Here is a 26025-nt window from a genome sequence, read left to right on the forward strand (position 1 = left end):
GGCCTTCCGGCAACCATCAGCATGATCACCGTTTGACCTGCAGATACGTACTCGGTGCACAGCCATGGGTATGGCGCGTTCTCGACGAGGCCTTTCAGGAGATCACATGTGGAACTCAGCATGGATGCGCAGTGTGGAGTGGCTTGCCGCGGCCTCCTCCGACCCCCGAGCGTGCAAACGGCAATGGGACTCCGGAACGGGCACGACCCTGCTGGAAGCCGGGCGCTACTGGAACGTTCTCAGTGTCCCCGAAAGCCTCGGGCTGCTTGCTCTGAACGTCCTGTGGGAGGACCCGCTGCACACTCCCGGCCCCGTCCTCAGGCACAGAAGAGCTCGTAGGGTGGGCTTCTTCCTGCCTCCCGGCCAGGCCGGCCAGTGGATCGGCGTCGGTGTCCGCCACGTCGGCAAGGGATGCTGGGTTGCGGTTCCGCCCCCTTACCGTGACACCGGACATCTGGAATGGGTCATTCCACCGAATGGAACGGGGACTTTGCACTCCCCGGACCTGCTGGAAAGAGCCCTGCAGGCTGCCGCGCTTGCCGGGTCACCATCCACGACCAGGTAGTCAGCGTTGCACCTGGACGGGAACCGATGTCCGGCAAAGACAGGAAAATGGGCGCAGCATGTGCTCCTCCGTTCGGCGGCGCACCGCTGGCGCCGGGGCGGCGCCGCTTGCAGGGTTGCGGTGTGGGCTCATCCGGTCCTTCCCACGTCGCCGCCTGGGCCGGAGGCTCCCCGGTGCCGCCGCTGTCGGCGAAGCAGTGGCGGCACCGTTTGGGTCCTGTCCGGGTGACTGCTTCTGGCGCTGGTGGCGGCCACCCTCCCGCGTGAGCTGAGCGCGGTGACCCACTCGACGCGTGCCTGGGGCAGGTCGCATGGGCCACGGTGGCAGTGTCACCTGACGGAGGTCTGAGGCCCGCTGTTCGACGGCACTCCATCAACGGGTGCCTCCGTCGGCTGCAGTCGGTGTCGGCGCAATGGACGCCGGGGTGGCCTGGTCAGGGTGATCTGGCGTACCAACTGCTGGAAGCAGGTCAAGGACGCGAAGATCGGCATCGCAGCCGCCGCTCTGCCCATGAGGTCGTTTGGGGCCTGGGCGACACACAAGGCCATGGCGATGGACGAGAACACCAAGACCACGCACCAGGAGTGCAAGGACCGGCTCCGGTGCAGCGCGTGACGCAGGATGGACAGCGACGCCACCAACCAGGGGCCGAAGATCAGGAGAGGCCACCAGGAGACGACGCTGCTGGCGGTGGGGCCCGCGGCGATGAACAGCAGCGGATCGTAGGCAATCACCCCACCGAACACGCTGACCGTCGCCGCGATGACGGCCACCACTGCGCCAATGCAGTAACTGAGAGTAAGGAACTTGTCTCTGCGTGGTGCCCGAGTCCTGCGATGGCCCGGGGCCGCGGCCTTGACGGGTGGCAACTCTGCGGTGATCTGTACCAAGTTCTCCCGATGGGACCTCGCATCCGCAGGTTCCCCGCCTCGTGCGGCCGGAATTCTGGCCTGCTCCGCCTCGACAGCATCGCGCAGCATAAAGGCCAGCTCTTCTGCAGGATCCCAGCCTGACTCCGGCGGCGTCAAAGGAGGATAGAGAATTCCAACTGGATTCTGATATTCGTTGACATCCTTATAGCCGTGCAAAAATTCGGCGGAGAAATCGGAATAGGGGATTGGTCCTTCTTCGTGCATGGCGTGGTGGCCCGTCTTTTCGTGTCGACACTCAGGCTTCCAGCTTCATCCAGCGTCTTGAAAGACCACATTCCAGAACACTCAAAGCCTGCACGAAATCATGCAGGTCCTCATCGATCAGATCAAGCGTGATGGACAGTCCCCCCTTTGCGAGAACCCCGTTCATCGTTTCGTCGCTGGCGGGTTTCGGAATGTAGGTGAAAGAGCCCAGTCGTGTGACGCGGACATCGTTCGGGCGAGTCCGCTTCGGGAGAGGGCCGATGGTCTGTTCCTCGATTGCCTTCGTCATGTAGCGACTAACGGCGTCCCTCGTTGGCGGATGCGCCGCGAACGGGTGAATGATTAGCCAGACAAACATGTTGTGCAGGTATCGGGCAGACCTACAGGCCATCGTATGAGGCGGGGAATGCCGATCAACCACAACACTTACGTATTGCTTTATGGGCATCTCGGCCGACTGTGATTTTTATGGTAACCCCGACCGAAACGGTGAAGGGCGCGTCTCGTTTCGAGTGAAGTTCGTGATCAAGGGATGGCGGGTGCGCATCTCCGATGCTCCACTCTGCAATCGCACCTGGGCGACGTGACCTGCGATTACTGTGCCGTCCTGGCTCTGACTGACGCCGAGGCGATCAGACTGTCGGGCCGGTCCGCGGCCGTCGTCGCCTGGGAATGGCGTGCCACGCACTACATCCGGAGAAGGATGAGACCCGTCCGGGCGCAGGGGGGCTGCCGCCCGGACGGGTCATTGCCTTCGCTCAGCGAAGGCCGGGGAGGGTCAGATGCCGGGGCCGGCGACGTAGGTGAACGCGGCGGTCGCGGTGGCGGACCCTGCGGGGTTGGTGACGACCACGTCGACCGCCCCGGCGGCGCCGGGCGGGGTGACCGCGGACAGCGTGGTCGTGTTGATCACCGAGAACGGCGCCGGGGTGCCGCCGAAGGTGACCGACTCGGTGCTGTCGAGGTTGGTGCCGGTGATGGTCACCGCCGTACCACCGGACGTGGGACCCGAAGTCGGGCTGAGCGTGCCGATCGTGGGGTCGTCGATGTAGGTGTAGGTCAGGCCGTTGTTGGTGCCCCCGGCGGTGGTCACGCTGACCGCCACCGGCCCGGCCGCCGCCCCTGCCGGCACCGTGACGCTGAGCGAGCTGTCGGAGTTCACCGTCGGCGTGGCGGTCACGCCGCCGAAGGACACGCTCGTGGCCGTGGACAGGCCGGTGCCGTTGATGGTGATGCTGTTGCCTCCGGCCAGCGCCCCGGAGCTTGTACCCAGGGAGGACTTGAACGGGGCGCCGACGTAGAAGAACGGCACCGGGTTGCTGGTCCCGCCCGGGGTGGTCACGGTCACCCCGACCGTGCCGGTCCCCGAGGGGGCAACAGCGGTGACCTGGGTCGGCGAGACGTTGGTGACGCTTGTGGCCCGCTTGCTGCCGAAGGTCACCGCGCTGGTGTTGGACAGGTTTGTGCCGGTGATGGTCACCAGGGTTCCGCCACCGGTGGAACCCTGATTCGGAGAAATGGGCATGAGGACACTCCTCGCTGATCGATGGGGACATGCGAGGAACCGGCATGGGGGACCTGACCACCGGGGCGCAGCATCGCGGAGCCGGGCCGCAGGCGACAAGCACCTGCTCTCTTCCCGACGCCTTCAGGCGCCGTCAGTGCCGGGCCCAGAGTGAAGGAAGAGCCGCCCGCCGCGGAATGGCGGCAAGCACAGCAGCCTGCGTCATCTCCCTGGGCAAGGAGAAGACCGGCAAGGGCTGCCTGTCTCAACGTTCACCCCGGCACGGGATGGGCAGCCCGCCGGTTCACACTCTCAGTGACCCACAGCCCCAAATGGGTGACAAGAGGCCATCCCGCACATCACCCGAATGGAGTACATCTCATGCGTGTGCCGGCCGCAGCGAGTCCGGACTGATCGGTTCTGTTGGTGCCGGGCAACTGCCCTGCTTCGATAAGGGGTTGGCACCACAGGAACGAGTTCGTCTGGTCGCTGACGTTGGACAGTTGGGCGCTCCGCGGCCCTTACTTCTGGATGCCCGATTCCGCGGATCCGGGGCATAATCCGCGCTGCGTTCGACCCACTGGGGTCAGGCCGGTCGCAGGGCAGGCGCGCAAGCCGGTGGTACACAGGCGCCCGCAATGAACATGCTCAAGCATCCATTGAGTTGTATCGCCCCCTTGCGAAAGGCGGTTCCCTGTGGAGTACTTGAAACAACGAACCGGCGGGCCGCCCATCCCTTGACCGGAGATCACGTCACGGGCGGCATGTGCCGGTTCTTTTCTGTGCACCGACGGCGGAACTCCGCCACCCCGGCTGCACAGTTCGGATGCCGACTCCCTCCGTGGGTCTTCCGCGCAGGACCTCCGTGGTCCCCGGGGATTCGATGTGTCTGGCCTTGTTCTGTCAACGAGGAGCCTTGTCATGCCTGTCTCTTCGCACCAGGCATCCACCGGCGACGGTGCTCTGGCGACCATCACTCCCATACGAACCTGTCTGGCACCGCAGTGTCGCGCTCGGGTGCCGGCAGTGCCGGCGAGAGGATGACCAGCGCGGACGGCACGGGCAACCCGATGCCGTTCTTCTGCGTCGGTGCTTCGCTCAAGTCCTCGCTCGGGCCGGCTACCGGCGCTTTTCCCGGCGGCAACGCGGTCACGACAAACGGCGTTGGGCCAGCAGTGGCCGCCGGTATGTCGTTCGGGCATTCGACCCTCACATACGGTGCCAGGTCCTCACGGGACCGAAGCTGCCGTAGGAGCCTCCCCCTGCTGACGCCAAGCCGCGGCCGTCGCGGAGCACAGGGACCCGCTGAATTCACGAATGATCATCTCGAGGCCTGCAGAAAGGCAGGGCATCGTCATGCCACCCACGATCAGCACCATCAGTCCCGCGCAGGGGCCCACTACCGGGAGCACCACGGTCACCCTCACCGGCACTGGGATGACGGGGTCCACCGCCGTACGGTTCGGCAGCACTAATGCCACCTCCTTCACCGTCAACTCGGCCACCCAGATCACCGCCGTGAGCCCTCCCCACGCCGCGGGAGCCACGGCGGTGACCGTCGTCAATCCAACCGGCACCAGCAACTCGGTGACGTTCACCTACGTGGCGGCGCCGACACCGGTGGTCACGGGCCTGACCCCGAGCAACGGCCCGACGTCGGGTGGCACCAGTGTCACCCTCGCAGGAACCGGGTTCACCGGGGCCACCACGGTCACTTTCGCCGGGGTCCCGGCGACGTCGTTCACCGTGAACTCGGCCAGCCAGATCACTGCCGTGACACCTGCAGGAAGCGCCGGGGCCGCCGTCGTGACCGTCACGACACCGGGGGGCACCAGCGCCCCGGACGCCTTCTTCTTCTACGCGGCGCCTCCCGTCCTGAGCAGTGCCGAACCCGCCCGGGGCCCGACGGCCGGAGGAGTGACCGTCACACTGACCGGGAACAATCTGCTCAACGCCGGCACCGTGTGGTTCGACAACACCAACGCCGCCTCCTTCACCGTGGTGTCGGCGACGCAGATCACGGCCATCGCCCCGCCAGGCACGGGCAGTTCACCGATCACGGTGATCACCCCGGGGGGCGCGAGCAACCCTGTCGCCTTCTCCTACATCCCCAGCCCCGCCCTGACAGTACTGGTGCCCAGTAGTGGTCCAACGTCCGCGGGCACCGTAGTCACCCTCACCGGGACGAACCTGGCCACCGCCTCAGCCGTCGTCTTCGGGGCTGTGACCGCGCCGTTCACCGTCGTGTCGAACACGCAGGTCACGGCGGTCGCACCCGCAGGACCGGCAGGTCCAGTCACCGTGACCGTCACCACAGCGGGCGGTACCGCCCCCGGGCTGACCTACACCCGCAACGCCCCGCCTGGCATCTGACATCCAAAGATCCCGGGGCAGCCGCCGCCGCCCACACCTCGTACGTGGTGGAACATGACCGCCCCCACGCTCGTCTGTACGACGACCGGGTTCATGCAGATGATCCAATCAGGTTACTTACGGGCGCTCCTTCCAGGGACGGCAACAGAGATCCTCCTAGCGTGAGGCTTTGCACGGCATCCGCAGTCCGCGGATCCGGCGAGTACAAGGAGCCGAACCAGTGAGGATCACACCGCGTAGAGGGCGACTGGTCGTCGCCACAGCCCTGGCCGCCGTGCTGGGCCTGGCATCGCCTGCCTGGGCCGTAGCCTCGAGCACCACGGTGACGGCCATTCCATCGTCCGCGGTGGCGGGTTCCCAGGTGCTGCTGACGGCCACGGTCGACTGTACCGCCGACCCCAGCGGCGGCCTCGGCGTGACGTTCTTCGACGGCCCCACCCTGCTCGACACCGTGCCCGTCAGTGCGGACGGCCAGGCCAGCTACACCACCACGTTCACCACCACGGGCTCGCACGACATCACCGCCGCCTACAACGGCAACGCGGAGTGTGACGCCTCCAGCAACACCACCACCGTCCAGGTCACGCCGCTGGCACCAGGCCCCACTCCCGGCGGGTGTTTCCTGCTGTGCAACGGGCTGATCAACTTCTCCGTGAGCGACTCCGGCAACACCGTTGACATCGACAAATAAACGATCACAAAGCAGAGATCCGCACGGCCTTCGGCTCCGTCCGGGTCCGTCAGATCAGCGGCCCTGGCTCACCTTCGGTGACAGCGGGCAGCGCCATGTCGACGCGCCTCGGGACATCCTGCTTGTTCGGGTAGTGCCCACAACTGTCACCGCTCGCCGGATGCGCGCGTCCACCGCGGTTCCAGCGTCTCGCGCAGGGTGCACGGCGCGTTGACCAGTACGGCGGAGCTGGGCCCCTTGTGAAGGCAGCGCGGCAGCCGAGACGACAGTCTGCACGCTTCGGCTGCTCGCGCATCCCATCGCGAGGGCTGTCCCGGATGGCCCGGGCCGTGCCACGCCCTGCTGATAGCCGTAGGCGACAACCCTTGCGAGTCATCGCTCGACCTGGTTGAGCCAGAAGTCGTTGGTGGGGGTGAGGTGCGATCACCTCGCCGTGGCGGTGCAGCACCGGCACCGACCGTCCAGCCACTGGATCTGCCATTCCAGCACGATCCGGCACCGCAGAGCCAGCGCCTTGGAAGACGTCCGGCGTCTCGCCCAAAGCGCCTGACACTAGGGCGTGCGCTTGATGGGGCGAAGGGCCCATACGGCCACGGGTGCTCCGGTTGCCACGAGTGCCGCTGCCACACAGAGACCGAGCTGGTAGCCCGTCAGGAATGCCTGCCCCTGTGTGGCTCCCCGAGCCACGGACGCATAATCTCCAACGGTCACTACTGCACCTACCAAGACAATACCGAGCACGCCAGACAGTTCGCGGGTAGCGCTGAACAGGCCGGCGGCGAACCCGGACAGGTGGACGGGTGAAGATTCCAGGGCGCGGGTTGTCAGAGGAAGAGCCAAGGCGGAGCCCGCTCCTACCGCTGCCAGGCCGGGCATGAGGCCGAGGAGCTTGCCCTGAAGACTGCCGAGGGCGATCAGCAGCAGTCCCGCGGCAACTGACATCAGACCTGTAGCGGCGACTTGACCATCTCCCCACCGCTTGGCCATGACGGAAACGAATGGGGCCGTGAGGAAGAGAGCCGAAACCACCGGAGTGAATGTCAGCCCAGCCTCTGTCGGGCTGAGGTGTAGGGCACTCTGCAGGAACTGGGACGTATAGAAGTACACACCGGTCACTCCCAGGCCCCACAGGAGTTGGGTGATGAGCCCGCCCGCAAAGGGTCGGGCTCGAAGAAGTTGCCCCACCGCGGGGCTACTGCTGCGCCTGCTGCGCTTCTTGCACGCCAGCACGATCGCACCGCTGACGGCGGCGATCCCAGAGACCATCACGGACGGCTCACCGAGCCCCGTGGAAGGCGCTTGGATCAGGCAGTAGACGAAGGAGGCGATGGACAGGCACGCCAGTGCGATATGACGATGCAACCCTTCGGCTACATCATGTGTGCCCTGTTGTGGACGAGAAGGGCCGCTGGGCAGGGCGAGGGCACCGACAACGAAGCTGGCTACGCCGAGCGGGACGTTCATGACGAACAGCCACTCCCATCCAAGGTGCTGCGTGACGACGCCGGAGATCACAGGTCCGAAGGCCAAAGCAGAGGCCATCGCGGCAGTCGTTGCGCCAAAGCCCGCAGTCCGTACCCGGCTTGGGAGATCGTGCGACATCATGGCAAGTGACGCGGGCAAGATGAACGCGGCACCGCCGCCCTGGACACCGCGGAGGCAGGCCAGCATCACTCCCGTGGTCGACAAAGCGCAGCAGGCCGACGACACCGTGAATACGGCGACACCTGTCAGCAGGGACCATCGTCGACCCTTTCCGTCCGTCAGGCGCCCGGCAAACAGTAAGAAGCTGGCAAGGGCCAGAGGGTATGCGGTCGCCACCCACTTCACATCAGTGTCTGTCAGGCCGAGTTCAGTGCGCATCTGCGGGAGGGCGAGATTCACTACGGTGTTGTCCAGGGCCGTCAAGAAGGTCGAGAGAACGACAGCTGTGACGATGCTTAGTACACGTAGTCGACCCATGATTCCCTACCTGTCACGATGCTCCTGACATTTGTGTCGGCAACCAATCCGTCGAGACGGTCAGCTACTGGCCTTTCTGCCTCGCCGCGGTGAGGCCGGTTTCGCTCAGATATTCATCAACGAGATTGCCCCGGCACTGGATATTGCGCTGGCCCCGGCCGATGGGCGCAACAGGCGGTCGGGGCGTGTCGAGGCGCTTGCATCTGGGCGTCTTTGTGCCACGTTCAGGTTGTCTCACAGGGGCACGATCGGCGCGGCGAGCTGCTCTCGGCAGGTCGCGGTCATGGGGTCAGGAGAAGCCGGGGTCTGCCCCACTTGTCTGGGGAGCAGCGGGTGCCATCTGCGAGGAGCCGCCGTCGTCTTCGAAGCGCAGCCCTTCGGAGCGCCGCCACGACAGTTCATTCGACTGGCCTACCGAGACGACCGCAGTGTTGCGGGCCCCGCGATTTCACGCCCTCCGAGGCCGGCAATTCGAAACAACTGGCCCGGCACCTGGGGGCGTTGCTATAGGCGCGCTCTCAAAACCCGCTGGCCGGTGTACGGGCCGCCCGCCGTCCAGGTGGCGGCGTGTCATGTAGAGAAGGGGTCGGTGTCGTGTTTCACTCTTTGTGCTGCTTTGCATTCCCAATCAGGCAACTGCAGCGTGTGATATCCCGTTCGGCTGTGCCCGACTGATCCCGGGGCTCTTTGCCATGCTGAAATGAAGGTCGGTGAGTCAGTGCCATCGTCGGTGACAGAGACACTCAGCCAGCAGCTCGCCCACACGGCCGCATGCACGCCGGAGGAAACGGCTTTCACGTTCGTCGACCACAGCACTGACAGCCGGGGAACAGTCACATCGCTGACCTGGAAGCAACTGAATACCCGGGTACGCGTCACAGCCTCAGGCCTGCGACACATGGGTGCTGCCGGTGAGAGGGTCGCGATCGTCGCGCCGCAGTCCCTCGAATACATCGTCGGCTTCCTGGGTGCCATCTGCGCGGGAGCGATCGCCGTCCCGCTGTTCACCCCGTTCCTTCCAGGCCACAAGGACAAACTTGCCGCCGTCCTTCAGGACGCGGCCCCCGTCCTGATGCTGAGCGTGGAGGACCACCGCCGGCCACTCACGGATTTCTGCGCCGCCCAAGGAATCGTGTCCGGCTGCGGTGTCGTCACTGAATCGGATGTGCAGGAGGCCGCGCAACAGCCTCCTGTCGAGGATCGAGACCCCCAACCCGGTGATGTGGCCTACCTGCAGTACACCTCCGGCTCCACCCGGATTCCGTCAGGCGTGGAGATCACACATTCCAACGTGTGCATCAACGCTCGGCAGGCGCTTGATGCTTACGACATCCGCCGGGGGCGCAACTGTACTGTGGGATGGCTGCCGCTTTACCATGACATGGGCCTCGTGCTTGCGGTCGCCTTGCCCATCATGGGGCATATCCCTTCGGTGCTCATGGATCCCCTGGCGTTCATCCAACAACCGGGCCGTTGGTTGAGCCTGCTCTCTGAGCACAAAGGGGCCATCACCGCGGCACCCAACTTCGCCTATGACTACTGTGTCGAACGGGTGACTGCCGAAGAACGGGCCGCTCTGACACTCGGCTCCGTTGCAGCCATGGTCAACGGAAGCGAGCCCATCGCGCCGCGAACCCTGGATCGCTTCCAGGCGGCATTCTCGGCGGTCGGCATGAAGCGCATGACCATGCGCCCCTCCTACGGGCTTGCCGAAGCCACGGTCTTCGTTTCTGCTTCTCCCGTCGGGGAAGAGCCGACGGTCACCGCCTTCGACAGGCAGTCCCTGCGGGAGGGGGTTGCCCGCGTCGTGGAGGACAGCGACCAGGAGGCGGTCGTCGAACTTGTCGCATGCGGCCGGCCGACCGGCCAGGAGATCGCCATCGTGGATCCCTCGACGCACAGGCGGCGAGAAGACGGGCAGGTCGGGGAGATCTGGCTTCGTGGACCGAACATCGGACGCGGTTACTGGGGCTGCGCCGAAAGCAGTGAGGCCGCCTTCCGCGCGGTTCTCGAGGAAAGTGAGCCCTGGCTGCGTACCGGAGACCTGGGCGTGTGGCACGACAAGCAACTCTACGTGACTGGTCGTCTCAAGGATCTGGTGATCGTCGACGGCACCAACCACTATCCGCACGACATCGAAGAGACGGTCCAAAAGGCACATCCGGTGATCCGGCCTCACCATATCGCCGCGTTCGCGGTGGCCACTGCCGGCGGGGAACGCCTGGTCGTCGTCGCTGAGCATGGCCGGGACCTTACGGACGCCGACTCCGTTCTCGAGGAAGTGACGCGCGCCGTCCGGGCGGCAGTCGCCTCCGAACATGGACTTGCCCTCCACGACTTCCTTCTCGTGCAACCCGGGGCGGTTCCCCACACCACCAGCGGCAAGGTCGCCCGCAGCGCATGCCGTGACCTGTACCTGGCCGGTACCTGGGCGGCACCCACCGGCGACTAGGCGCGCGGGCGGGCCCTACACGACGGAGCACCCGGGGAGAGACCATGCAACCCAACACCGAAGCGGCCACGGAATCCGAGGACGACCCGATCTCCGCACCGGGGCTGCGGGCAGCCCTGCGCCAACTCGTCAGTGACCTCTGCAGGGTGCCGGAGGAAGAAATCGACCCCGCCGTTCCGCTGGCGACCTACGGCCTGACCTCCCGTGCCGCTGTCGACTTGGCCGGACGTCTGGAACGGCTGCTGAAACGCCCGCTGCCCGCCACCCTGGTGTGGGAACACCCGACCATGGAACGTCTCGTGCAGCACCTGTGTCCCGTCCCACAGGATGCTGTCGAAAGCGGGGAGCCACGAGCACGTCCTGAGCAGCCCCTCGCTGAGGGGCTGCGCCCGGACAGCGACCACGTTCGCGTGGCCCCTTCGGCACCATGCTCTGTCGCGGTGGTCGGCATTGGCTGCCGCCTGCCCGGTGGTATCAGCGGGGCGGACACCTTCTGGAGACACCTTCTGACGGGGAGCGACCTTACTGGGCAGGTGCCGAGCAGACGGTGGCGAGATTTCGCCACCGGTCCCGGCGCCGCGAAACTGGTCGAGGACACCAGCCCTTACGGTGCCTTCCTCCACGACATCGAGGCCTTCGACGCCGACTATTTCGGCATCACCCCGCGCGAAGCCGAGGTCATGGACCCTCAGCAACGACTGCTGCTGGAGGTGTGCTGCGAAGCCCTGGACCACGCGGGAGTGCCGGCGCACGGGATCGAAGGCACCAACTCCGGTGTGTTCGTCGGACTGAGCGCCGTCGAATACGGTCATCTGACCACGTCTGATCCCTCGCGACTCACTCCCTGGACCAGTACCGGGGCGGCCGGGAGCATCGCCGCCAATCGACTGTCGTACGTCTTCGATCTGCACGGACCCAGCCTCACGATCGACACGGCCTGCTCATCGTCCCTGGTCGCCGTGCACAATGCCTGCCGGAGCCTGGGGAGCGGTGAGTGCGACACCGCCCTGGCGGCGGGTGTGAACGTCCTGCTGTCTCCTCTGGTCACAGCCTCCTTCGAGCAGGCTGGGGCACTGGCCGCCGATGGACGCTGCAAGCCCTTCGACGGCCGCGCTGACGGCATCACCCGAGGAGAAGGCTGCGGCGTTGTCGTGCTCAAACGGCTCGCCGATGCCCAGCGCGACGGCGACAGGATCCTGGCGGTCATCAAGGGCACCGCTGTCAACAGCGACGGACGCTCTGCGGGGCTCATGGCCCCCAACCCCGCAGCTCAGGAGAGCCTTCTGCGCACAGCGCTCGACCACGCACAGGTTGAGCCCGACAGCATCGACTACGTCGAGACACACGGTACCGGCACCCTCCTGGGCGACCCCATGGAAGCCAGTGCACTGGGTGCTGTGCTGGGCTGCGGCCGGCTGGTCGACCAGCCGCTGCTGATCGGGTCGGTCAAAAGCAACCTCGGCCATCTCGAGGGAGCCGCGGGCATCGTCGGTCTCATCAAGACGGTCCTGGCATTGCACCATCAGCGCATCCCGCAGAGCCTGCACTTCCACACCCCCAACCCGCACATCGACTTCCCGGCCCTGCGGCTGCGGGTCGTCACCGCCGCCACCCCCTGGCCCAAGCGGCCTTCGCGGCCTGCGCGGGCCGGTGTCTCCGCGTTCGGTTTCGGCGGCACCAACGCGCACGTCGTTCTTGAACAGGCACCCGTCACCAAGCGTGTCCTGCCGCTTCCCGGAGTGCAGACGGAAGACGGTTGCCACGACGGCCCACACGTACTGATCGTCTCGGCTCGGTCAACGGATCGCCTCGCTGACGCGGCAGCCGGCCTTGCCCGATTGACCGCGGCCGAGGACGCACCTGCCCTGGTGGACATCGCGCACACGCTTGCCCGCCACCGGCGGGGCCCCAAGTGCGCGGCCATTACCGCGCGCACCGGCCAGGACGCTGCAGCACTACTGGCCGCTCTGGCGCGCGGCGAGGAGCTGCCCGGCATCGTCTCTCCGCCACCTGACGACCCGGCAGGACGATCATCGGCCGCTACCCGCCGGCCGGTCTTTGTGTTCTCCGGATACGGATCCCAGTGGCAGGGCATGGGCAGGCGACTCCTCCAAGAGGACGTGTTCTTCGCCGCAGCCGTGCGCGACCTCGACCCGGTCTACCTGGCCGAAACGGGGCTCCCCTTCAGCAGCATGCTGACCCCGTCGCCGTCCCCCACCCACGTCGACCACGTCCAGCCTCTGCTGTTCGGCATGCAGATCGCACTGGCGCGAACCCTGGAAGCCTACGGTGTGCGCCCAGCGGCCGTCATCGGTCACTCGATGGGAGAAGTCAGTGCTGCGGTCACCGCGGGAGCACTCGACCTGGCTGACGCTCTGCGCGTGATTCTGCGCCGGTCCGAGGAACTGGCCGCCATCGACGCACAGGGCCTCGGGGCGATGGCCGCCGTCGAGCTTCCGCTCGAGACCCGCACCGCGGTCCTGTCGCGTCACCCCGGCGTCGGCATCGCCGTGCACTCCTCTCCCCTCAGGTGCACCGTGGCTGGACCCGCACAGCCTGTGCGGGCACTGGTGGAAGAACTGGTGGCCCAAGGAGTGTTCGCCCGGCTCCTTGAGGTAGCGGGAGCAGGTCACTCGGCGGCAGTCGATCCCGTGCTGCCGAGGGTCCACCACGCGCTGGCAGCACTGCGTCCCCGACGGGCGGACCTCCCTTGGTACACCACCGTGCACGAAGACCCCCGCGCAGACGTCCACGCCGATGCCGACTACTGGTGTGCCAATCTCCGCCGCCCCGTTCGCCTCCACCAGGCGGTCGAGGCGGCCGCGGCAGACGGGCACGACCTCTTCCTCGAAATCTCACCCCACCCCATCGCACTCGTTCCGTTGAACGAGACGCTCCACGCCCACGGGGCACCGGTCATCCCCCTGCTGCGCAAGGAGGGAGATGAGGCAGTCGACCTGCGCACGGCACTCACCCGACTGCACCTCGCCGGAGTCGATCTGAACGAAGACCGCCTGTGGCCTGTCGGGACGCGCGTCGCCCTGCCCACTCCGGCGTGGCGGCACAAACGCTACTGGTTCGGCCGCCCAGGACGGGCAACCGCTGCCTCCGACGTCGGCCACGGCCTGCTGGGCACGCGTACCGACGATCCCCGCAACGACACCATCCTGTGGCAAACCGACCTGGGAGCCGGCACTGCCCCCGCTCCCGAAGGCCACCTCCACGGCTGTCCGGTCCTCACCCTGCCCGCAGCCGCCGCCATCATGATCGCGGCAGCCCGGGAAGCCCAGGACTGCGACGCGAGCGCTTGTGTGCGGATCGAGGACCTGGCCCTGCACGGATGGCTGCCGATCGCCGGCAGCACACCCGTCACTGTGATGTGGGAACCCGGCGAAGAAGACGCCGTCGCAACGATCAACGCCCGCGCCACCGACGGCACCTGGCATCGCTATGCATCAGCTCAGGTCCGAGTCCTGGGGGAACCTCCCCAAGACACACCCGAAGACACCCCCGGAACGCAGCCAGCCCTCACCGGCCACTGGACACCCACCACCGAGGGGGAATCGGTATCCAGGGCCGTCGAAGAAGCGCTCACCGCAGTGCTCTACGCGCCGGCCGGAACAGACTCAGCTGATGCGCGCGACGCCGTTCCCGGCATTGACCCTTCCCAGACTGTCCCTGTAGCCGTGCACCGTCTGCACGTTCACAACCTCACGGCAGACGGGCCCCTCAGCATCCAAGCACACCCCACCGCACCGAAGCCTGCGCCATCTGCCGGCGCACCGACGCCCCCGGCCGACACCCTGCCGACCTGGAACGTGGTCGCGAGCGGGTCAGGAACGCGCATCACGGCCCAGGGTGTCCAACTGCACCGCGCCGAACGCGCAGAGGTACCGGAGCCACTGGAAGCGTTCACCTACGAGATCGAGTGGCAAAAGTCGCCCGCCCCGCTGCCCGGCCGACTCGACAGCGCGCTCGTGCTGAGTGACGAGGCCTCAGCGCGTTCGAACGCCACTGTGACCACGGCCCTGCACGCGACCCTGAAGCAGCGACGGGTACAGACCACAGCCGGTACGTATTCCGAAGACCACACAGACCAGGTACTCGCCGACTGGCTGGCCGGCACCGAGCAACATGCCGACCGGGCCGTAGTCCTCCTGCTGCCCTCTCCAGCACAGGCCAACCATGCAGAAGCGCTGCAGACAGCCACCCAGGTCGCCAGACACCTTGCGTCCCATGCCCCTGCCACACCACCACGACTGTGGCTGGTCACTGAACGGGCCGTGTCGACGTCACAGGCTGAAGCCGGGGTACCGAACCTGGCCTGTCTTCGCGGACTCGTCCGCGTCCTGCGCCTGGAGGAGCCCGGCCTGAGGGCGAGCCTGGTGGACCTCGACATGCATCCCGGCTCCGCCGACGACCTCGTCCAGGAACTGCTCGGCGACAGCCTTGAAGACGAAGTCGTCTGGCGTCTGGGAACCCGTCTCGTCGCCCGTCTGACCCGCGCCGACCTGACGGAACAGCAGCACAAGGCGCCGTTCGTCCGGCGCGGCGGTGCCTACATCATCACCGGCGGCCTAACGGGCCTGGGCCTGGCGACGGCGCGCCGCCTCGCCGAGCAAGGTGCGGGCCACCTGGTCCTCAACGGCAGGCGGCCCCCTTCGCCGGAAGCCCAGAAGACCATCGCCGAGATGTCGGGCGGCGCCACCTCGATCACCGTGGTGCAGGGAGACATCGCAGACCCTGAGGTAGCGGCACGACTGGTCGACAGCGCATGCGGCGAAGGGCACGCCCTGCGCGGGATCGCCCACTGCGCCGGAGTCCTCCATGACCGGATGATCACCGACCTCTCCCCAACCGACGTCGACGCGGTCCTGCGCCCCAAGGTCACAGGGGCACTGCAACTCGAGAAGGCACTCGGCAGCCACGCACTGGACTGGTGGGTCTCCTACAGTTCCGCAGCGGCACTTCTCGGCTCGCCGGGCCAGGCCGCCTATGCGGCCGCCAACGCATGGCTGGACGCGTTGGCGCACCAGCACCGAGCCCAAGGCAAGCGCGCCCTCTCGATCGCGTGGGGCCCCTGGCGCGACACCGGCGCCGCCCCTGCCCAGCGCGGCATGGCGCTGGAGGGCCTGAGCCTGTCCGAAGGCCTGGACGCATTGCACACTCTCATCGTCCGCAACCGCACTCACACAGGAGTCGTGCACCTCGACGCGCGCCGAGTGCTCGAGGCATTCCCCGGCATGCTCGACATCCCCTTCTTCCGCGAAACGCTCACAGACGACACCGCCGCCGACGACGACTGGGCCGGCCCCGACAGCGTCGCGGCACTCGGCGCCGACGCGGCCGAGAAGGTCTTCGAACGGCTGGTCAAACGCACAGCTGCCATCATGGGTTTCAGCGTTGCTGACCTCGACGAGACGGCCTCCCTTCCAGCGCTCGGCCTTGACTCGCTGATGGCCGTACGCATCCGTAACGCCGTCCAGCAGGACTTCGCTGTCACCCTGCCCACGGACCTCATGTTGCGGGGCGCAACGCTGCGGGAGGTCGCCGACGCCCTGCTGAGCGACCTCGGACTTGGCGCCGACAATGAGCAGGCGCCGTCCCCGTCCGAGAGCGGACCCACCTGTCGGCCGCAGCCCGTCCTGCCGTCGACGATCCAACCGCGGGATGCCGCCGAGCGCCTGGTTGCCAGCACCTGGACGGAGATCCTGCACAGTCCGCCCAGCGATGTACGCGCCGACTTCGTGACGGCCGGCGGCGATCGGGGCACCGCTGAGCAGCTCGTGAAGGCGATCCAGCGCCGAGTCGGTGATGTCCGCCTGGACATCACCGCGGCGGACATCCTGGCGCAGCGGACCGTGGCCGGGGTGGCAGACCTCATCAGGCCGGCAGTCAACCCGGCCGCCGAGTCCGTCATCACCACCTTGCGAAAGCCTGGCCCAGGCACGGCAAAGGCACCGCTGTTCACATTCCACCCCGCCGGGGGACCGACGTCCGTCTATCGGCCCCTGACCGAACTGCTGCCGCCTGACCAGCCTGTGTACGGGATGGAGCGGATCAGCACGCTCGACACGATGGAAGAGAAAGCGGCACACTATCTAGACCTCGTGAAAGACATCCAGCCGCGCGGACCGTTTCGACTTCTCGGCTGGTCTTTCGGCGGCTGCCTCGCCTACGAAGTGGCGCAACAGCTGCGGGCAGCAGGAGAGGACATCAGCTTTCTCGGCCTCGTGGACACGATCCTTCCCGCTGCTCTGCCCGGCCTGCACTCTCAGGACGTACTGCTGGAGCGGTTCGGCCGTTTCGCCGAGTACGTACGGAAAACCTATGGGCACGACCTTCAACTGCCGTACGACGAACTGGCCGCCACCCCCGAGGATCAGCAGATTGATCTGGTCATGCGCCTGGTGGCCGAGTCGGGCCTCGACATGAGCCCTGGGATCATGGAACACCAGCGGACCTCGTATCTCGACGCGCGCGTCGGTGAACGCTACACACCGAGGCCGTACAACGGTCCTGTAGTCCTCTACCGTGCTCAGCAAGCGCAACCGCTCACCACGGCCCTCGACCCGCGCTACCTCAGGTCGGAGGCGGATCTCGGCTGGGGATCCCTGTGCCCCGCCCTCGAGATCGTCCCGGTTGAGGGTGACCACCTCTCCCTCATCGATCCGCCACACGTTGCCACGATCGCTCGCCACCTGACGCAGTCCCTCAGGGCGGTCGAACACCGACGCGGTGACCACGGATGAATTCCGCCTGAGGCAGCTCAACCGACCAGTCGGTGCCACACGTGTGGCACCGACTGGCGATCCAACACCTCCCAGGGGGGCCCATCGCAGCTTGGCCACAGCCGTAGCCTCCTGCTTTGCTACAGCGACCGAAGCTGCACCCCCGAGAGGTATGGGCGGCCCACCGGTTGGATATCTCCAGTGACGCAACATTCGGCATATGCCGCAAGAGCCAGGGGCATATGTTCACCCTTTTGGTGGGGCAAGGGAACCGGTAAAACTGTTTATATGCCCGGAGTGCGCGAGAGCGTGGACCCTTTTCGCTCCGCCTCCGGTGTGTCCACTGGTACTTGGTAGCGCTATTCAGGCATGGTCTGGTTTGGGATACCTCATTCCCGGCACCTCCATGTCCTCTTGAGGAGACTTCGCGGCGTGACTCTTTTGACCAGACTTTTTGCCGGTCGCTTTCGGCTGCGCAGCCTCCGGCGCGTGACATATCTCTCGCTCCTTACTCTGCTGATGACCGCGGGAGTGTCGACGGCGGCGGCAGGCAATGACGGCCTGCCGGTCGTCCCGGAGGCTCACATTGTTTCCGTGAAAAGGATCGACTCCCGCACGCAGGACCTCATGGTGAGCTCGCCGGCCATGAAGAGTGTCATCCCCGTACGAGTCATTCTGCCCAAGAATTGGGCACAGAGTCCGAAGGTAAACTTCCCAGTCCTGTACATGCTGCACGGCGGTGATGACGACTACACTTCGTGGACTCGTGAGACCGATATCGAGGAATTGACACAGTCGTCAGATGTGCTCGTCGTGATGCCCGACGCCGGGAAAGCCGGGTATTACAGTGACTGGTACGCAGGTGAGCCGCGGTGGGAGACGTTTCATACGGGTGAGTTGGTGCGCCTCATGCAGAGGACGTACCGGGCCAGTTCCTCGAGGGCGATCATTGGTCTGTCCATGGGAGGCTTCGGCGCTCTCAACTATGCGGCACATCACCAAGGAATGTACCGGTACGTAGGCGCAATGAGTTCCTACGTCGATCTGAACGACCCCGCTGTCCGAATTTCCCTGGCACTCGGCTCCCAGAGGGACGGCATCGACATCAGACGTGTCTGGGGAGACCCCGTCAAGGATTCCGCTGTCTGGCAGGCGCACAACCCTTCCGCCATGCCGCATGCTTTCCGGGGCACGCACGTGCATCTCTCGTCAGGAAATGGCGTGCCGGGCCCGTTGGACCTTCATCGCAGCTATGATCAGGTACTTGTAGGCGCAGTGGCTGAAGCGATGCTTCCGAAGTCCATGGAAAAGTTCGCTTCTTCGCTCCGTTTGGCGGGCGTAGGGGTCACGACTCACTTCTATCAGCCGGGTACGCATGCCTGGCCGTATTGGCAGCGAGAACTACATGTCATCTGGCCTGCCGTGATGAGATCACTCAAGTAGTGCAGATTTCCGCGGAAATCCTGTCGGTCAGGGTGTAATGCAGACCCGGCCGAGAAAGGGATGGCATGGGGCGAACCGTGATGATCTTCGCCGCGGGTTCCCGCGGCGACGTTCAACCCTGTTTGGCGCTGGGTAGAGAGCTAATTCGCCAGGGGAATCGAGTCCGCATCCTCGCCAGCGTGCGCTACTCGCCTCTCATCAGTGAGGCCGGGATTGATTTTCACCCCCTCGTCGCGGACCCCGCAGAGATCATCGAGTCAGCAGCGGGAAGGGAACTTCTGGAAAAGGGGAGTAATCCGGTTTCCTTTATCCTCGGCATGCGAAGAGTACTGAGCCCCCACATCGCCGACCTACTGGAACAGACACAGGCCGGCGCGAAGGGGGCCGACTTGGTTCTGGCCCCTTCTTTTGGCTTCCTCGGCATTCACCTCGGCCAGTTCCTGCGGGTTCCGCACGCGATCATTCACTTCCAGCCCAGCCAGCCCACCAGAAAATTTCCGCACCCCTTGATGCCGGATGCCAAGCTGCTCGGCTCCTTGGGTAACCGCTTGAGTTTTGATGCGGTCGATGCCGGTTCCTGGCTCATGTTCCGTCCCTTCATCAACGAATGGCGCCGACGAGGCCTCGGCCTGCCGGCCTTGTCCTTGCGGGCTTCAATGCGTCGTATCCGACGCGCGCCAGTGCTCTGTGCGTTCAGTTCCTCGATTGTGCCGAGACCGCCCGACTGGGGCAGGAATGTCCATATGACTGGATTCTGGCATCACGAAGAGCCGTCCTGGGAACCTTCCCGTCAGCTGCTGGACTTCCTCGCCGATGGCCCACCACCCGTTTATTTCGGGTTCGGCAGCATGACGCCCAAGGATCCCGCGGCCACCAGCGACCTCGTACGGGAGGCGCTGCGACGGGCAGGACTGCGCGGAGTGCTTGCCGGCGTGCCCGGAACGAGTGAGCCCGACATGCTCGCGGTGCGGGAAACGCCCCACCACTGGCTGTTTCCGAGGATGGCCGCAATCATCCACCACGGTGGGGCGGGAACCACAGCAGCGGCGCTGCGTGCCGGAAAGCCGTCGCTTGTCTGCCCATTCTTCGGCGATCAATTCTACTGGGCAGATCGGGTGCATGGACTGGGCGCCGGGCCCAATCCGTTGCCGGCCCGCAGTCTGACGGCTTCCAACCTCACCCAACGTCTCCGCATTCTCACTGCTTCGGCTTACGCCGATGCGGCCTCGAGGCTTGGCCGGGCACTCAGTGCAGAAAATGGAGTCTCCCAAGCTTGCAGAGTGCTGAACACCCATCTATGGACCTGAGTGACTTGACGGAGCAGGCATCGCCATGGAACCACGCCGAACCAGAACCTTGATCGGGTGATGTTGGCCTGCCGGCGCCTGCGCGAGGGCCGGTCGAGGGCATGCGGATCACCTGCTTGGCCAGCAACACCGTCCTCGGCCGGCACCCTTCCAGGCGAGCCACCCCGGGCCGCTTTTCAGATTTCCGGTACCGCATGGGGAAGCGTCTTTTACTCCTCCCGGGTCAAATCGCGGATTCATAACGGGGCGTTCGAGTGAATTATCCCGCGGCGTGTGTTCCGTGGTTTCTTCGGCTGTCTATCCCTCGTTGTGCAGCCTGCAGGTCATGGTGCGAGCCGTTCAAGCTGTGCTCGCTCGGTTTCGGCCGTCACCAGGACATGACCGCAGAGAAGGGAAAGCTCATGAAGAAGACCGCTGCCGTCGTCGCGGGTGTGATCATGGCGCTCGGTACGGCCGCCCCGGCTTTTGCGGACGCCGAAGCCGAGGGTGTCGCGATCGGTTCCCCAGGGTTCCTCTCGGGCAACGTGATCCAGATCCCCATCGACGCTCCGCTCAACGAGTGCGGCAACGCGACCAACGTCACCGCTCTGCTGAGCCCCGTGATCGGTAACAGTTGCAGCAACGACTGACGACGTAAAGCTCAACGCACGAGCCGCTGCGGCTGTGTCGTGGCCGGCCCTTGGACCTCTTCTCCCCGTTCCAGGGCCGGCTTTTCCCACTTCTCCCAGCAGGAAGACAACGAGAGTGCGACAGACCCTGAGCAAGGGAATGGTCGCGGCCGCCGCCGCGACGAGCATCCTGTCCCTGTACGCCAGTCCCGCCCTTGCCGACTCGCACGCGGGTGGGGCCGCCAAGGGCTCGCCGGGCATCCTGTCCGGCAACAATGTCGAGGTCCCCGTCGAGGCGCCGGTCAACGCCTGCGGTAACTCCATCAACGCGGTCGCAGGACTCGATCCGGCGTTCGGCAACCGCTGTGCGAGCGACTCGGGTTCCCACAAGCATCGCGTACACCAGAGTTCACACGAGGACTACGGCGAAGACACGGGGTACGGCGACGAGGACTCCGGCTACGGTGACACGGGGTACGGCGAGACCGGTTACGGCGGTCACGGTGGCGGACACGGCGACCACACCCAGCCACCCGGGCATGTCGACAGCACGCCGCTTCCCGGACACGGCGACCACACGCCACCGCCCGATGGCGGGCACCACTCACCGTCGCCCAACGGCGGGGGAGACCACACCCCGCCCCCGTACGGCGAGACCACGCCCTCGTCCCACGGCGGAGGGGACCACACGCCGCCTGCGTACGGCGAGACCACGCCCTCGTCCCATGGCGGAGGGGACCACACGCCGCCTGCGTACGGCGAGACCACGCCTCCTCCCTATGGTGGAGGGGACCACACGCCGCCTGCGTACGGCGAGACCACGCCTCCTCCCTATGGTGGAGGGGACCGCACCCCGCCCTGCGACCATGGCGGAGGGGACCACACCTCGCCCCCCCACGGTGGTGACCACCACACGCCGCCCCCCTACGGCGGCGATGAGAGCACTCCGCCTCCGCACGGCGGTGGCGACCAAACGCCGCCCCCCTACGGCGGCGATGAGAGCACTCCGCCTCCGCACGGCGGCGGCCACCACACCCCGCCGCCCCAGCTGCCTCACACCGGCAGCAACAGTGAGGCCATGCTCGCCGCCTCCGGCGCGAGCGCCGCGATGATCGTGGCCGGGGCCGTGCTGTACCGACGGGGCCGGGCCGCCGCGTCCCGGCGGTAGTGCCGAGGGAATCGCACCGGTTGCCGGACGGGTTCCCGTCCGGCAACCGCGCCCGTGCCGGGAAGGGCGATCAGCGGTACGCCCGCGTCGGGGTCTCGCTCGATGAGGGCCGCCGGGGCGCCGGGATCGCCCCGCTGAGCGGGCGGACCCGCAGATGACGCCGCACCCCCCGCACCAACGCGCCCGCCGTGTAGGTCGCCCCGTGCACGAACCGCATCGCCGGGCCGAACCCGGAGGCCGTGACCAGACCCGCCAGGAACAGGCCGGGGTACGACGACTCGAAGTCCCGCCCGACCTCCGGGGAACCGTCGATCATCGTGCCCAGACTGTCGCGCAGGTCGTCGGAGAGCAGGGTCAGCCGGTCGAGCGAGGCGGTGAACCCGGTGGCGGCGATCACGTGCTCGGTCTCGACCGAACGCAGCGGAGGATGCGAGCCGTTCGCCCGGCTGAGGACCTCCAGACGCACCCCGCCCGGCACCGCCCGCGCCGAGGTGACCTCGTGGGCGAGCAGGACCTCGACGCCACGCTCGACCCGGTCCCGTACCCACCAGGCGCCCGCCGGCCCCAGGGCCGAGGCCGTGATCCGGGTCCGCGTCCGCTCCGGCAGACGGCGGAAGGCGCCGGGGCGTTCGGAGTAGAACCAGTTGCGCCAGCCGGGACCCAGACCGCTGTGCGGTGAGCGGGCCGACTGCCACCAGGGGCGCTCCCACGGCGGCGGCTCGTCGTTCCAGCACAAGCGCGCGCCGCGTACCAACACTCGTACCCGGGTGCCCTGTTCGGCCAGCAGGGCCGCCGTCTCCAGGGCCGCCTGACCGGCGCCGATCACGGTGACGTCCTTGCCGTGGAAGCGGATCAGGTCGCTGTGGTGGCTGCTGTGCGAGACCAGGGAGGCGTCGAGTCCCCGCAGAGCGGCCGGGATCTCCACGAACGGCATCACCCCCACTGCCAGCGCCACCGTGCGGGCGTGCAGCACCTGGCCGTCGTCCGTGACCGCCTCGAAACCGCCGGGGCAGGGGGCCACCCGGGTCACCGTGCGCTCGTCGACCTCCGGTACCGCGTGCCGGGCGAACCACAGGCCGTACTCGGCGAACAGCTCCACCGGGACCGGTTCCCCGTGCCGGGCCGAGACGCCCTGGCCGGCGCAGTAGACGTCGAGGCGCCGACGGCCGCGCGGATCCGAGAGATGGGAGGCCCAGGGCTCCGACTTGAGGAACATCCCGCGCGGCATGTGGTCGCGCCAGGAGGCCATCGGCCTGCCGAAGACGCGCAGGTTCAGTCCGGCGGCCGCGGCGTGGGACGCGATGGACAGGCCGTACGGGCCCGCGCCCACCACCAGCAGGTCGTACATCAGCAACTGCTCGCTTTCTCGTCGTCGGACCGGTCGCTCACGTCCGACAGGTCGGTCGGGGGGACACCACAGGGGGAGGGCGCCTGACGCACCACGTGCGCGTGAGGCCGTACGGCCTGTCCGGCCGTCGCGGGGCCGCTCACGCGATCGCCCACGCGGTCGCGGAGGCGGCGGGCGACATGGCGGGTCCACAGGGGCCACAGGGCGCGCCCGGGGCCGCGGTCGTCAGGGGCGTGCCAGGCGTGTTCCCGGCCGGCGGACGCGGGCCGCAGCGCGGCGAGCGGGGCGTAGGGCTCCACCACGAACTCCCGTCCGGCCAGCGGCACCGCGTCCGGCAGCGGACGGTGGGTCAGATCGAGGTGCTGGGCGCGTACGACGTCCAGGCCGGCCGCGTCGGCGAAGAGCCGGAACTGGGCGCCCGGGCGGGGGTTGAAGTCCAGGAGGTGGTAGCGGCCCGTGCTGCCGCAGCGGCGGAAGTCGAGGTCGAGGATGCCCCGGTAGCCGAGTTCCGTCGTGAGGCGTTCGGCGACCGCCCGTACCGTGGGGTTGGGGGCCCAGCGGCCCACCGCCGTCAGGCCCGCGTCACGCGGCCAGGACCGCAGCTTGACGCCGGCCCCGCCGCCGCGGACACGGCCCGTCCGGTCGACGTACCCGTGGAAGAACCAGTCCCGTTCGGGGCCCGGGGGCAGGAAGGCCTGCAACAGCAGGCGGCTGCCCGCCTCCTCGGCGCGCAGGTACAGCTCACGGGCCTGGGACGCCGAGCGCACCAGGACCGTGCTGCGCAGTCCGGTTCCGGTCGGCACCAGCCAGGGGCGGCTCCACTTCGCCACCACGGGCAGCCCCAGACGCCAGGCGGCGCCGGCTGCCTGCGCGGGGCTGTCGGGCACCAGCGTCGAGGGGTGCGGGACGTCCAGGGCGGCGCACAGATCGGCCAGTTCGGCCTTGTCCGCGACGAGCTCGGGCAGCGCGTCCGGCATCGCCGGGAGCAGATAGGCGGGGGTGAGGTCGTCGCGCATCCGGTTCACGGCGACGGCGCTCGCGTCGTCCATCGGGATCAGCACGGCCGGACGGGTGACCCGGGCGGCCACCCGGCGCAGCGACAGGGCGATGTCGCGCGCGGATGAACCGGGCGGCGGCGGGGGATGCAACTGCCGTACAAAACGCGATCGGGAAACGGGACTTCCCGTCGAATCGGCGACCACATGCACCTCGACTCCCGCTCTGCCGAGCGAGCGTACGGCCCCGAGCGTGCCGTGATGAAAGGGATTCCGGTCGATCCGCAGGAGCACGGCGGGGACGCGGATGTCAAACAGCGACACGGTCATGAATGTCTTCTCACTCGTCGGCCGTAACGGCGGTGGCGGAATTCCTGTCCATATGACTGAGTGTCAGTAACCGGACTTCAGAATCCGGATTCCAGAAAGGAGCGGGCATGGACCGAAAGAAGCGACGTCCCAGGTCCCGGGTGCCGGCCGTCGTGGCGGCGACCGTGGCCGCGTCCGCCGTGCTGGCCTCGGGCACCGGATTCGCCGCGGGGGTGGCGCGGGTCGGCGACCCGCCCGCTCCCACGCCGGCGCTCCCCGCGACCTCGCCACAGCCGTCGATGGCGACGCCTCCGGCCGTCGTCACCACACCGCCCGCCGTCACCGGCCCGTCGGCCCTCGTCACCCCACCGGCCGTGCAACCCCGCCCGGACACGCCCGCGTTCGGCGCCTTCCTCGACTCCGGTGCCAGTGGCATCGCCCGTATGGCCGAGCTCAGCACCTGGCTGGGCGGCGCCGACCTGCGCGTCGGCCACACCTACCTGCCCGGCAACCACTGGAGCGACATCGAGGGTGCCCCCGGTTTCCTGGACGTGTGGGCGGACTGGCGCACCGAGCGGGACGACCGGATGCTCGTCCTCAACGTGCCGATGCTCGACCACAACGAGGACGGCGTCTCCGACGCGCGGGTGGGCCGGCTGCTGCGGCTGGGCGCGGCCGGCACGTTCGACCGTCACTTCAGGGCCCTGGCCGAGCGGCTGGTGGAGCTGAAGGTGCCCGACACGGTGATCGTGCTGGGCTGGGAGATGAACGGCATCACGTACACCTCCCGCTGCGGGCCGGACCCGGAGGCCTGGAAGACGTACTGGAACAGGATCGTCACCACCATGCGCTCGGTGCCGGGCCAGAAATTCCGGTTCGATTTCGCACCGACCCGCGGCCGGGACGCCATTCCCTGGACGCAGTGCTATCCGGGGGACGACACGGTCGACATCATCGGCATGGATTCGTACGACCAGCCCTCCGGACTGTCGTTCGACGAACAGGTGAAAGAGCCCTACGGCCTGCAGGCGCACGTGGACTTCGCCAGATCGCACGGCAAGCCCATTTCCTATCCGGAATGGGGACTCTTCCGCAACGGCGACAACGCGGAGTACATGAAGCGGATGCTCGCCTGGATGGACGAGCACAAGCCGCTCTACAACACGCTCACCGACTACTGCCCGCACGGCGTCTTCGAGTGCGGGCAGAACCCGCGGTCGTCCGCGGTCTACCGGTCCGTCCTCTTCGGCCGCACCGACGACGAGGCGACCCCGACCCCGCAGCCCACCGAGCCGACCCCGGTCCCGACACCCACACCCACGCACCCGGCCAACTGTTCGCCCGTCGAACTCGGCGACTGGGTCGAGTACTGGCTCGGCGGAAAGCTGTGCCTGCGCTTCGACTGGTGGTCGCGCAGCCGGTGACCCGGAGGC

Annotated in this window: 16 protein-coding genes; 10 read left to right on the forward strand and 6 right to left on the reverse strand. The window is 67.1% G+C overall.

What is annotated here, in order from left to right; translation table 11 throughout:
- Positions 1-106 precede the first annotated feature (106 nt).
- Positions 107-565: a hypothetical protein gene (locus ABZ453_RS00590; protein WP_359010115.1), complete on the forward strand. Its 459-nt coding sequence runs from the start codon at positions 107-109 to the stop codon at positions 563-565.
- A gap of 329 nt (positions 566-894) precedes the next feature.
- Here ABZ453_RS00590 and ABZ453_RS00595 read toward each other — a convergent pair whose 3' ends face one another.
- From ABZ453_RS00595 to ABZ453_RS00605, 3 genes are all read right to left on the reverse strand, one after another.
- A complete protein-coding gene (locus ABZ453_RS00595) occupies positions 895-1701 on the reverse strand; it encodes a DUF2637 domain-containing protein (RefSeq protein WP_359010117.1) in 807 nt (268 codons plus the stop codon).
- Between the two features lie 31 nt (positions 1702-1732).
- Complete coding sequence (locus ABZ453_RS00600) at positions 1733-1990, reverse strand: hypothetical protein (RefSeq protein ID WP_359010119.1); 258 nt, start codon at positions 1988-1990, stop codon at positions 1733-1735.
- A gap of 489 nt (positions 1991-2479) precedes the next feature.
- Positions 2480-3226, reverse strand: a complete 747-nt coding sequence (locus ABZ453_RS00605; RefSeq protein WP_359010121.1) for an IPT/TIG domain-containing protein — start codon at positions 3224-3226, stop codon at positions 2480-2482.
- Positions 3227-4561: 1335 nt separating this feature from the next.
- Here ABZ453_RS00605 and ABZ453_RS00610 point away from each other — a divergent pair.
- Together ABZ453_RS00610 and ABZ453_RS00615 are read left to right on the forward strand one after the other, a co-directional pair.
- Positions 4562-5578: an IPT/TIG domain-containing protein gene (locus tag ABZ453_RS00610; protein WP_359010123.1), complete on the forward strand. Its 1017-nt coding sequence runs from the start codon at positions 4562-4564 to the stop codon at positions 5576-5578.
- A gap of 220 nt (positions 5579-5798) precedes the next feature.
- Entirely contained in the window at positions 5799-6269 is a 471-nt protein-coding gene (locus tag ABZ453_RS00615; protein WP_359010125.1) for an Ig-like domain-containing protein, read from the forward strand.
- Between the two features lie 552 nt (positions 6270-6821).
- On the opposite strand, the gene ABZ453_RS00620 is transcribed toward ABZ453_RS00615, so the two are convergent.
- Positions 6822-8231 carry an MFS transporter gene (locus ABZ453_RS00620; RefSeq protein ID WP_359010128.1) on the reverse strand — a complete coding sequence of 470 codons (1410 nt, stop codon included), beginning with the start codon at positions 8229-8231 and terminating at the stop codon, positions 6822-6824.
- Between the two features lie 700 nt (positions 8232-8931).
- Here ABZ453_RS00620 and ABZ453_RS00625 point away from each other — a divergent pair.
- From ABZ453_RS00625 to ABZ453_RS00650, 6 genes are all read left to right on the forward strand, one after another.
- Entirely contained in the window at positions 8932-10683 is a 1752-nt protein-coding gene (locus tag ABZ453_RS00625; RefSeq protein ID WP_359010129.1) for a fatty acyl-AMP ligase, read from the forward strand.
- Positions 10684-10727: 44 nt separating this feature from the next.
- A complete protein-coding gene (locus tag ABZ453_RS00630; protein WP_359010131.1) occupies positions 10728-17435 on the forward strand; it encodes an SDR family NAD(P)-dependent oxidoreductase in 6708 nt (2235 codons plus the stop codon).
- A gap of 411 nt (positions 17436-17846) precedes the next feature.
- Entirely contained in the window at positions 17847-18857 is a 1011-nt protein-coding gene (locus ABZ453_RS00635) for an alpha/beta hydrolase family protein (RefSeq protein ID WP_359010135.1), read from the forward strand.
- An 80-nt stretch (positions 18858-18937) separates the two neighbouring features.
- Positions 18938-20164 (forward strand): glycosyltransferase, encoded by a 1227-nt coding sequence (locus tag ABZ453_RS00640; RefSeq protein ID WP_359010568.1) that lies wholly within the window; start codon positions 18938-18940, stop codon positions 20162-20164.
- Between the two features lie 401 nt (positions 20165-20565).
- Positions 20566-20793: a chaplin gene (locus tag ABZ453_RS00645; RefSeq protein WP_359010137.1), complete on the forward strand. Its 228-nt coding sequence runs from the start codon at positions 20566-20568 to the stop codon at positions 20791-20793.
- A 115-nt stretch (positions 20794-20908) separates the two neighbouring features.
- Positions 20909-21940: a chaplin family protein gene (locus ABZ453_RS00650; RefSeq protein WP_359010139.1), complete on the forward strand. Its 1032-nt coding sequence runs from the start codon at positions 20909-20911 to the stop codon at positions 21938-21940.
- Between the two features lie 70 nt (positions 21941-22010).
- On the opposite strand, the gene ABZ453_RS00655 is transcribed toward ABZ453_RS00650, so the two are convergent.
- Together ABZ453_RS00655 and ABZ453_RS00660 are read right to left on the reverse strand one after the other, a co-directional pair.
- Complete coding sequence (locus tag ABZ453_RS00655; RefSeq protein WP_359010141.1) at positions 22011-23288, reverse strand: NAD(P)-binding domain-containing protein; 1278 nt, start codon at positions 23286-23288, stop codon at positions 22011-22013.
- A complete protein-coding gene (locus tag ABZ453_RS00660; RefSeq protein WP_359010570.1) occupies positions 23288-24607 on the reverse strand; it encodes an ATP-grasp domain-containing protein in 1320 nt (439 codons plus the stop codon). Before ABZ453_RS00660 ends, ABZ453_RS00655 begins: the two co-directional genes overlap by 1 nt.
- A 113-nt stretch (positions 24608-24720) precedes the next feature.
- On the opposite strand from ABZ453_RS00660, the gene ABZ453_RS00665 reads away from it, so the two are divergent.
- Complete coding sequence (locus ABZ453_RS00665) at positions 24721-26016, forward strand: glycosyl hydrolase (protein WP_359010143.1); 1296 nt, start codon at positions 24721-24723, stop codon at positions 26014-26016.
- Positions 26017-26025 lie beyond the last annotated feature (9 nt).

It is taken from the genome of Streptomyces sp. NPDC005799, from assembly GCF_040630525.1.
Classification (GTDB): Bacteria; Actinomycetota; Actinomycetes; order Streptomycetales; family Streptomycetaceae; genus Streptomyces; species Streptomyces griseorubiginosus_B.

Bases quoted from the DNA above. Each gene is read 5' to 3' on its own strand.
- ABZ453_RS00655 (WP_359010141.1), bottom strand. From the start codon at position 23,288: ATGTACGACCTGCTGGTGGTGGGCGCGGGCCCGTACGGCCTGTCCATC.
- ABZ453_RS00620 (WP_359010128.1), bottom strand. From the start codon at position 8,231: ATGGGTCGACTACGTGTACTAAGCATCGTCACAGCTGTCGTTCTCTCG.
- ABZ453_RS00625 (WP_359010129.1), top strand. From the start codon at position 8,932: ATGAAGGTCGGTGAGTCAGTGCCATCGTCGGTGACAGAGACACTCAGC.
- ABZ453_RS00605 (WP_359010121.1), bottom strand. From the start codon at position 3,226: ATGCCCATTTCTCCGAATCAGGGTTCCACCGGTGGCGGAACCCTGGTG.
- ABZ453_RS00600 (WP_359010119.1), bottom strand. From the start codon at position 1,990: ATGACGAAGGCAATCGAGGAACAGACCATCGGCCCTCTCCCGAAGCGG.
- ABZ453_RS00630 (WP_359010131.1), top strand. From the start codon at position 10,728: ATGCAACCCAACACCGAAGCGGCCACGGAATCCGAGGACGACCCGATC.
- ABZ453_RS00595 (WP_359010117.1), bottom strand. From the start codon at position 1,701: ATGCACGAAGAAGGACCAATCCCCTATTCCGATTTCTCCGCCGAATTT.
- ABZ453_RS00645 (WP_359010137.1), top strand. From the start codon at position 20,566: ATGAAGAAGACCGCTGCCGTCGTCGCGGGTGTGATCATGGCGCTCGGT.
- ABZ453_RS00590 (WP_359010115.1), top strand. From the start codon at position 107: ATGTGGAACTCAGCATGGATGCGCAGTGTGGAGTGGCTTGCCGCGGCC.
- ABZ453_RS00640 (WP_359010568.1), top strand. From the start codon at position 18,938: ATGATCTTCGCCGCGGGTTCCCGCGGCGACGTTCAACCCTGTTTGGCG.
- ABZ453_RS00610 (WP_359010123.1), top strand. From the start codon at position 4,562: ATGCCACCCACGATCAGCACCATCAGTCCCGCGCAGGGGCCCACTACC.
- ABZ453_RS00665 (WP_359010143.1), top strand. From the start codon at position 24,721: ATGGACCGAAAGAAGCGACGTCCCAGGTCCCGGGTGCCGGCCGTCGTG.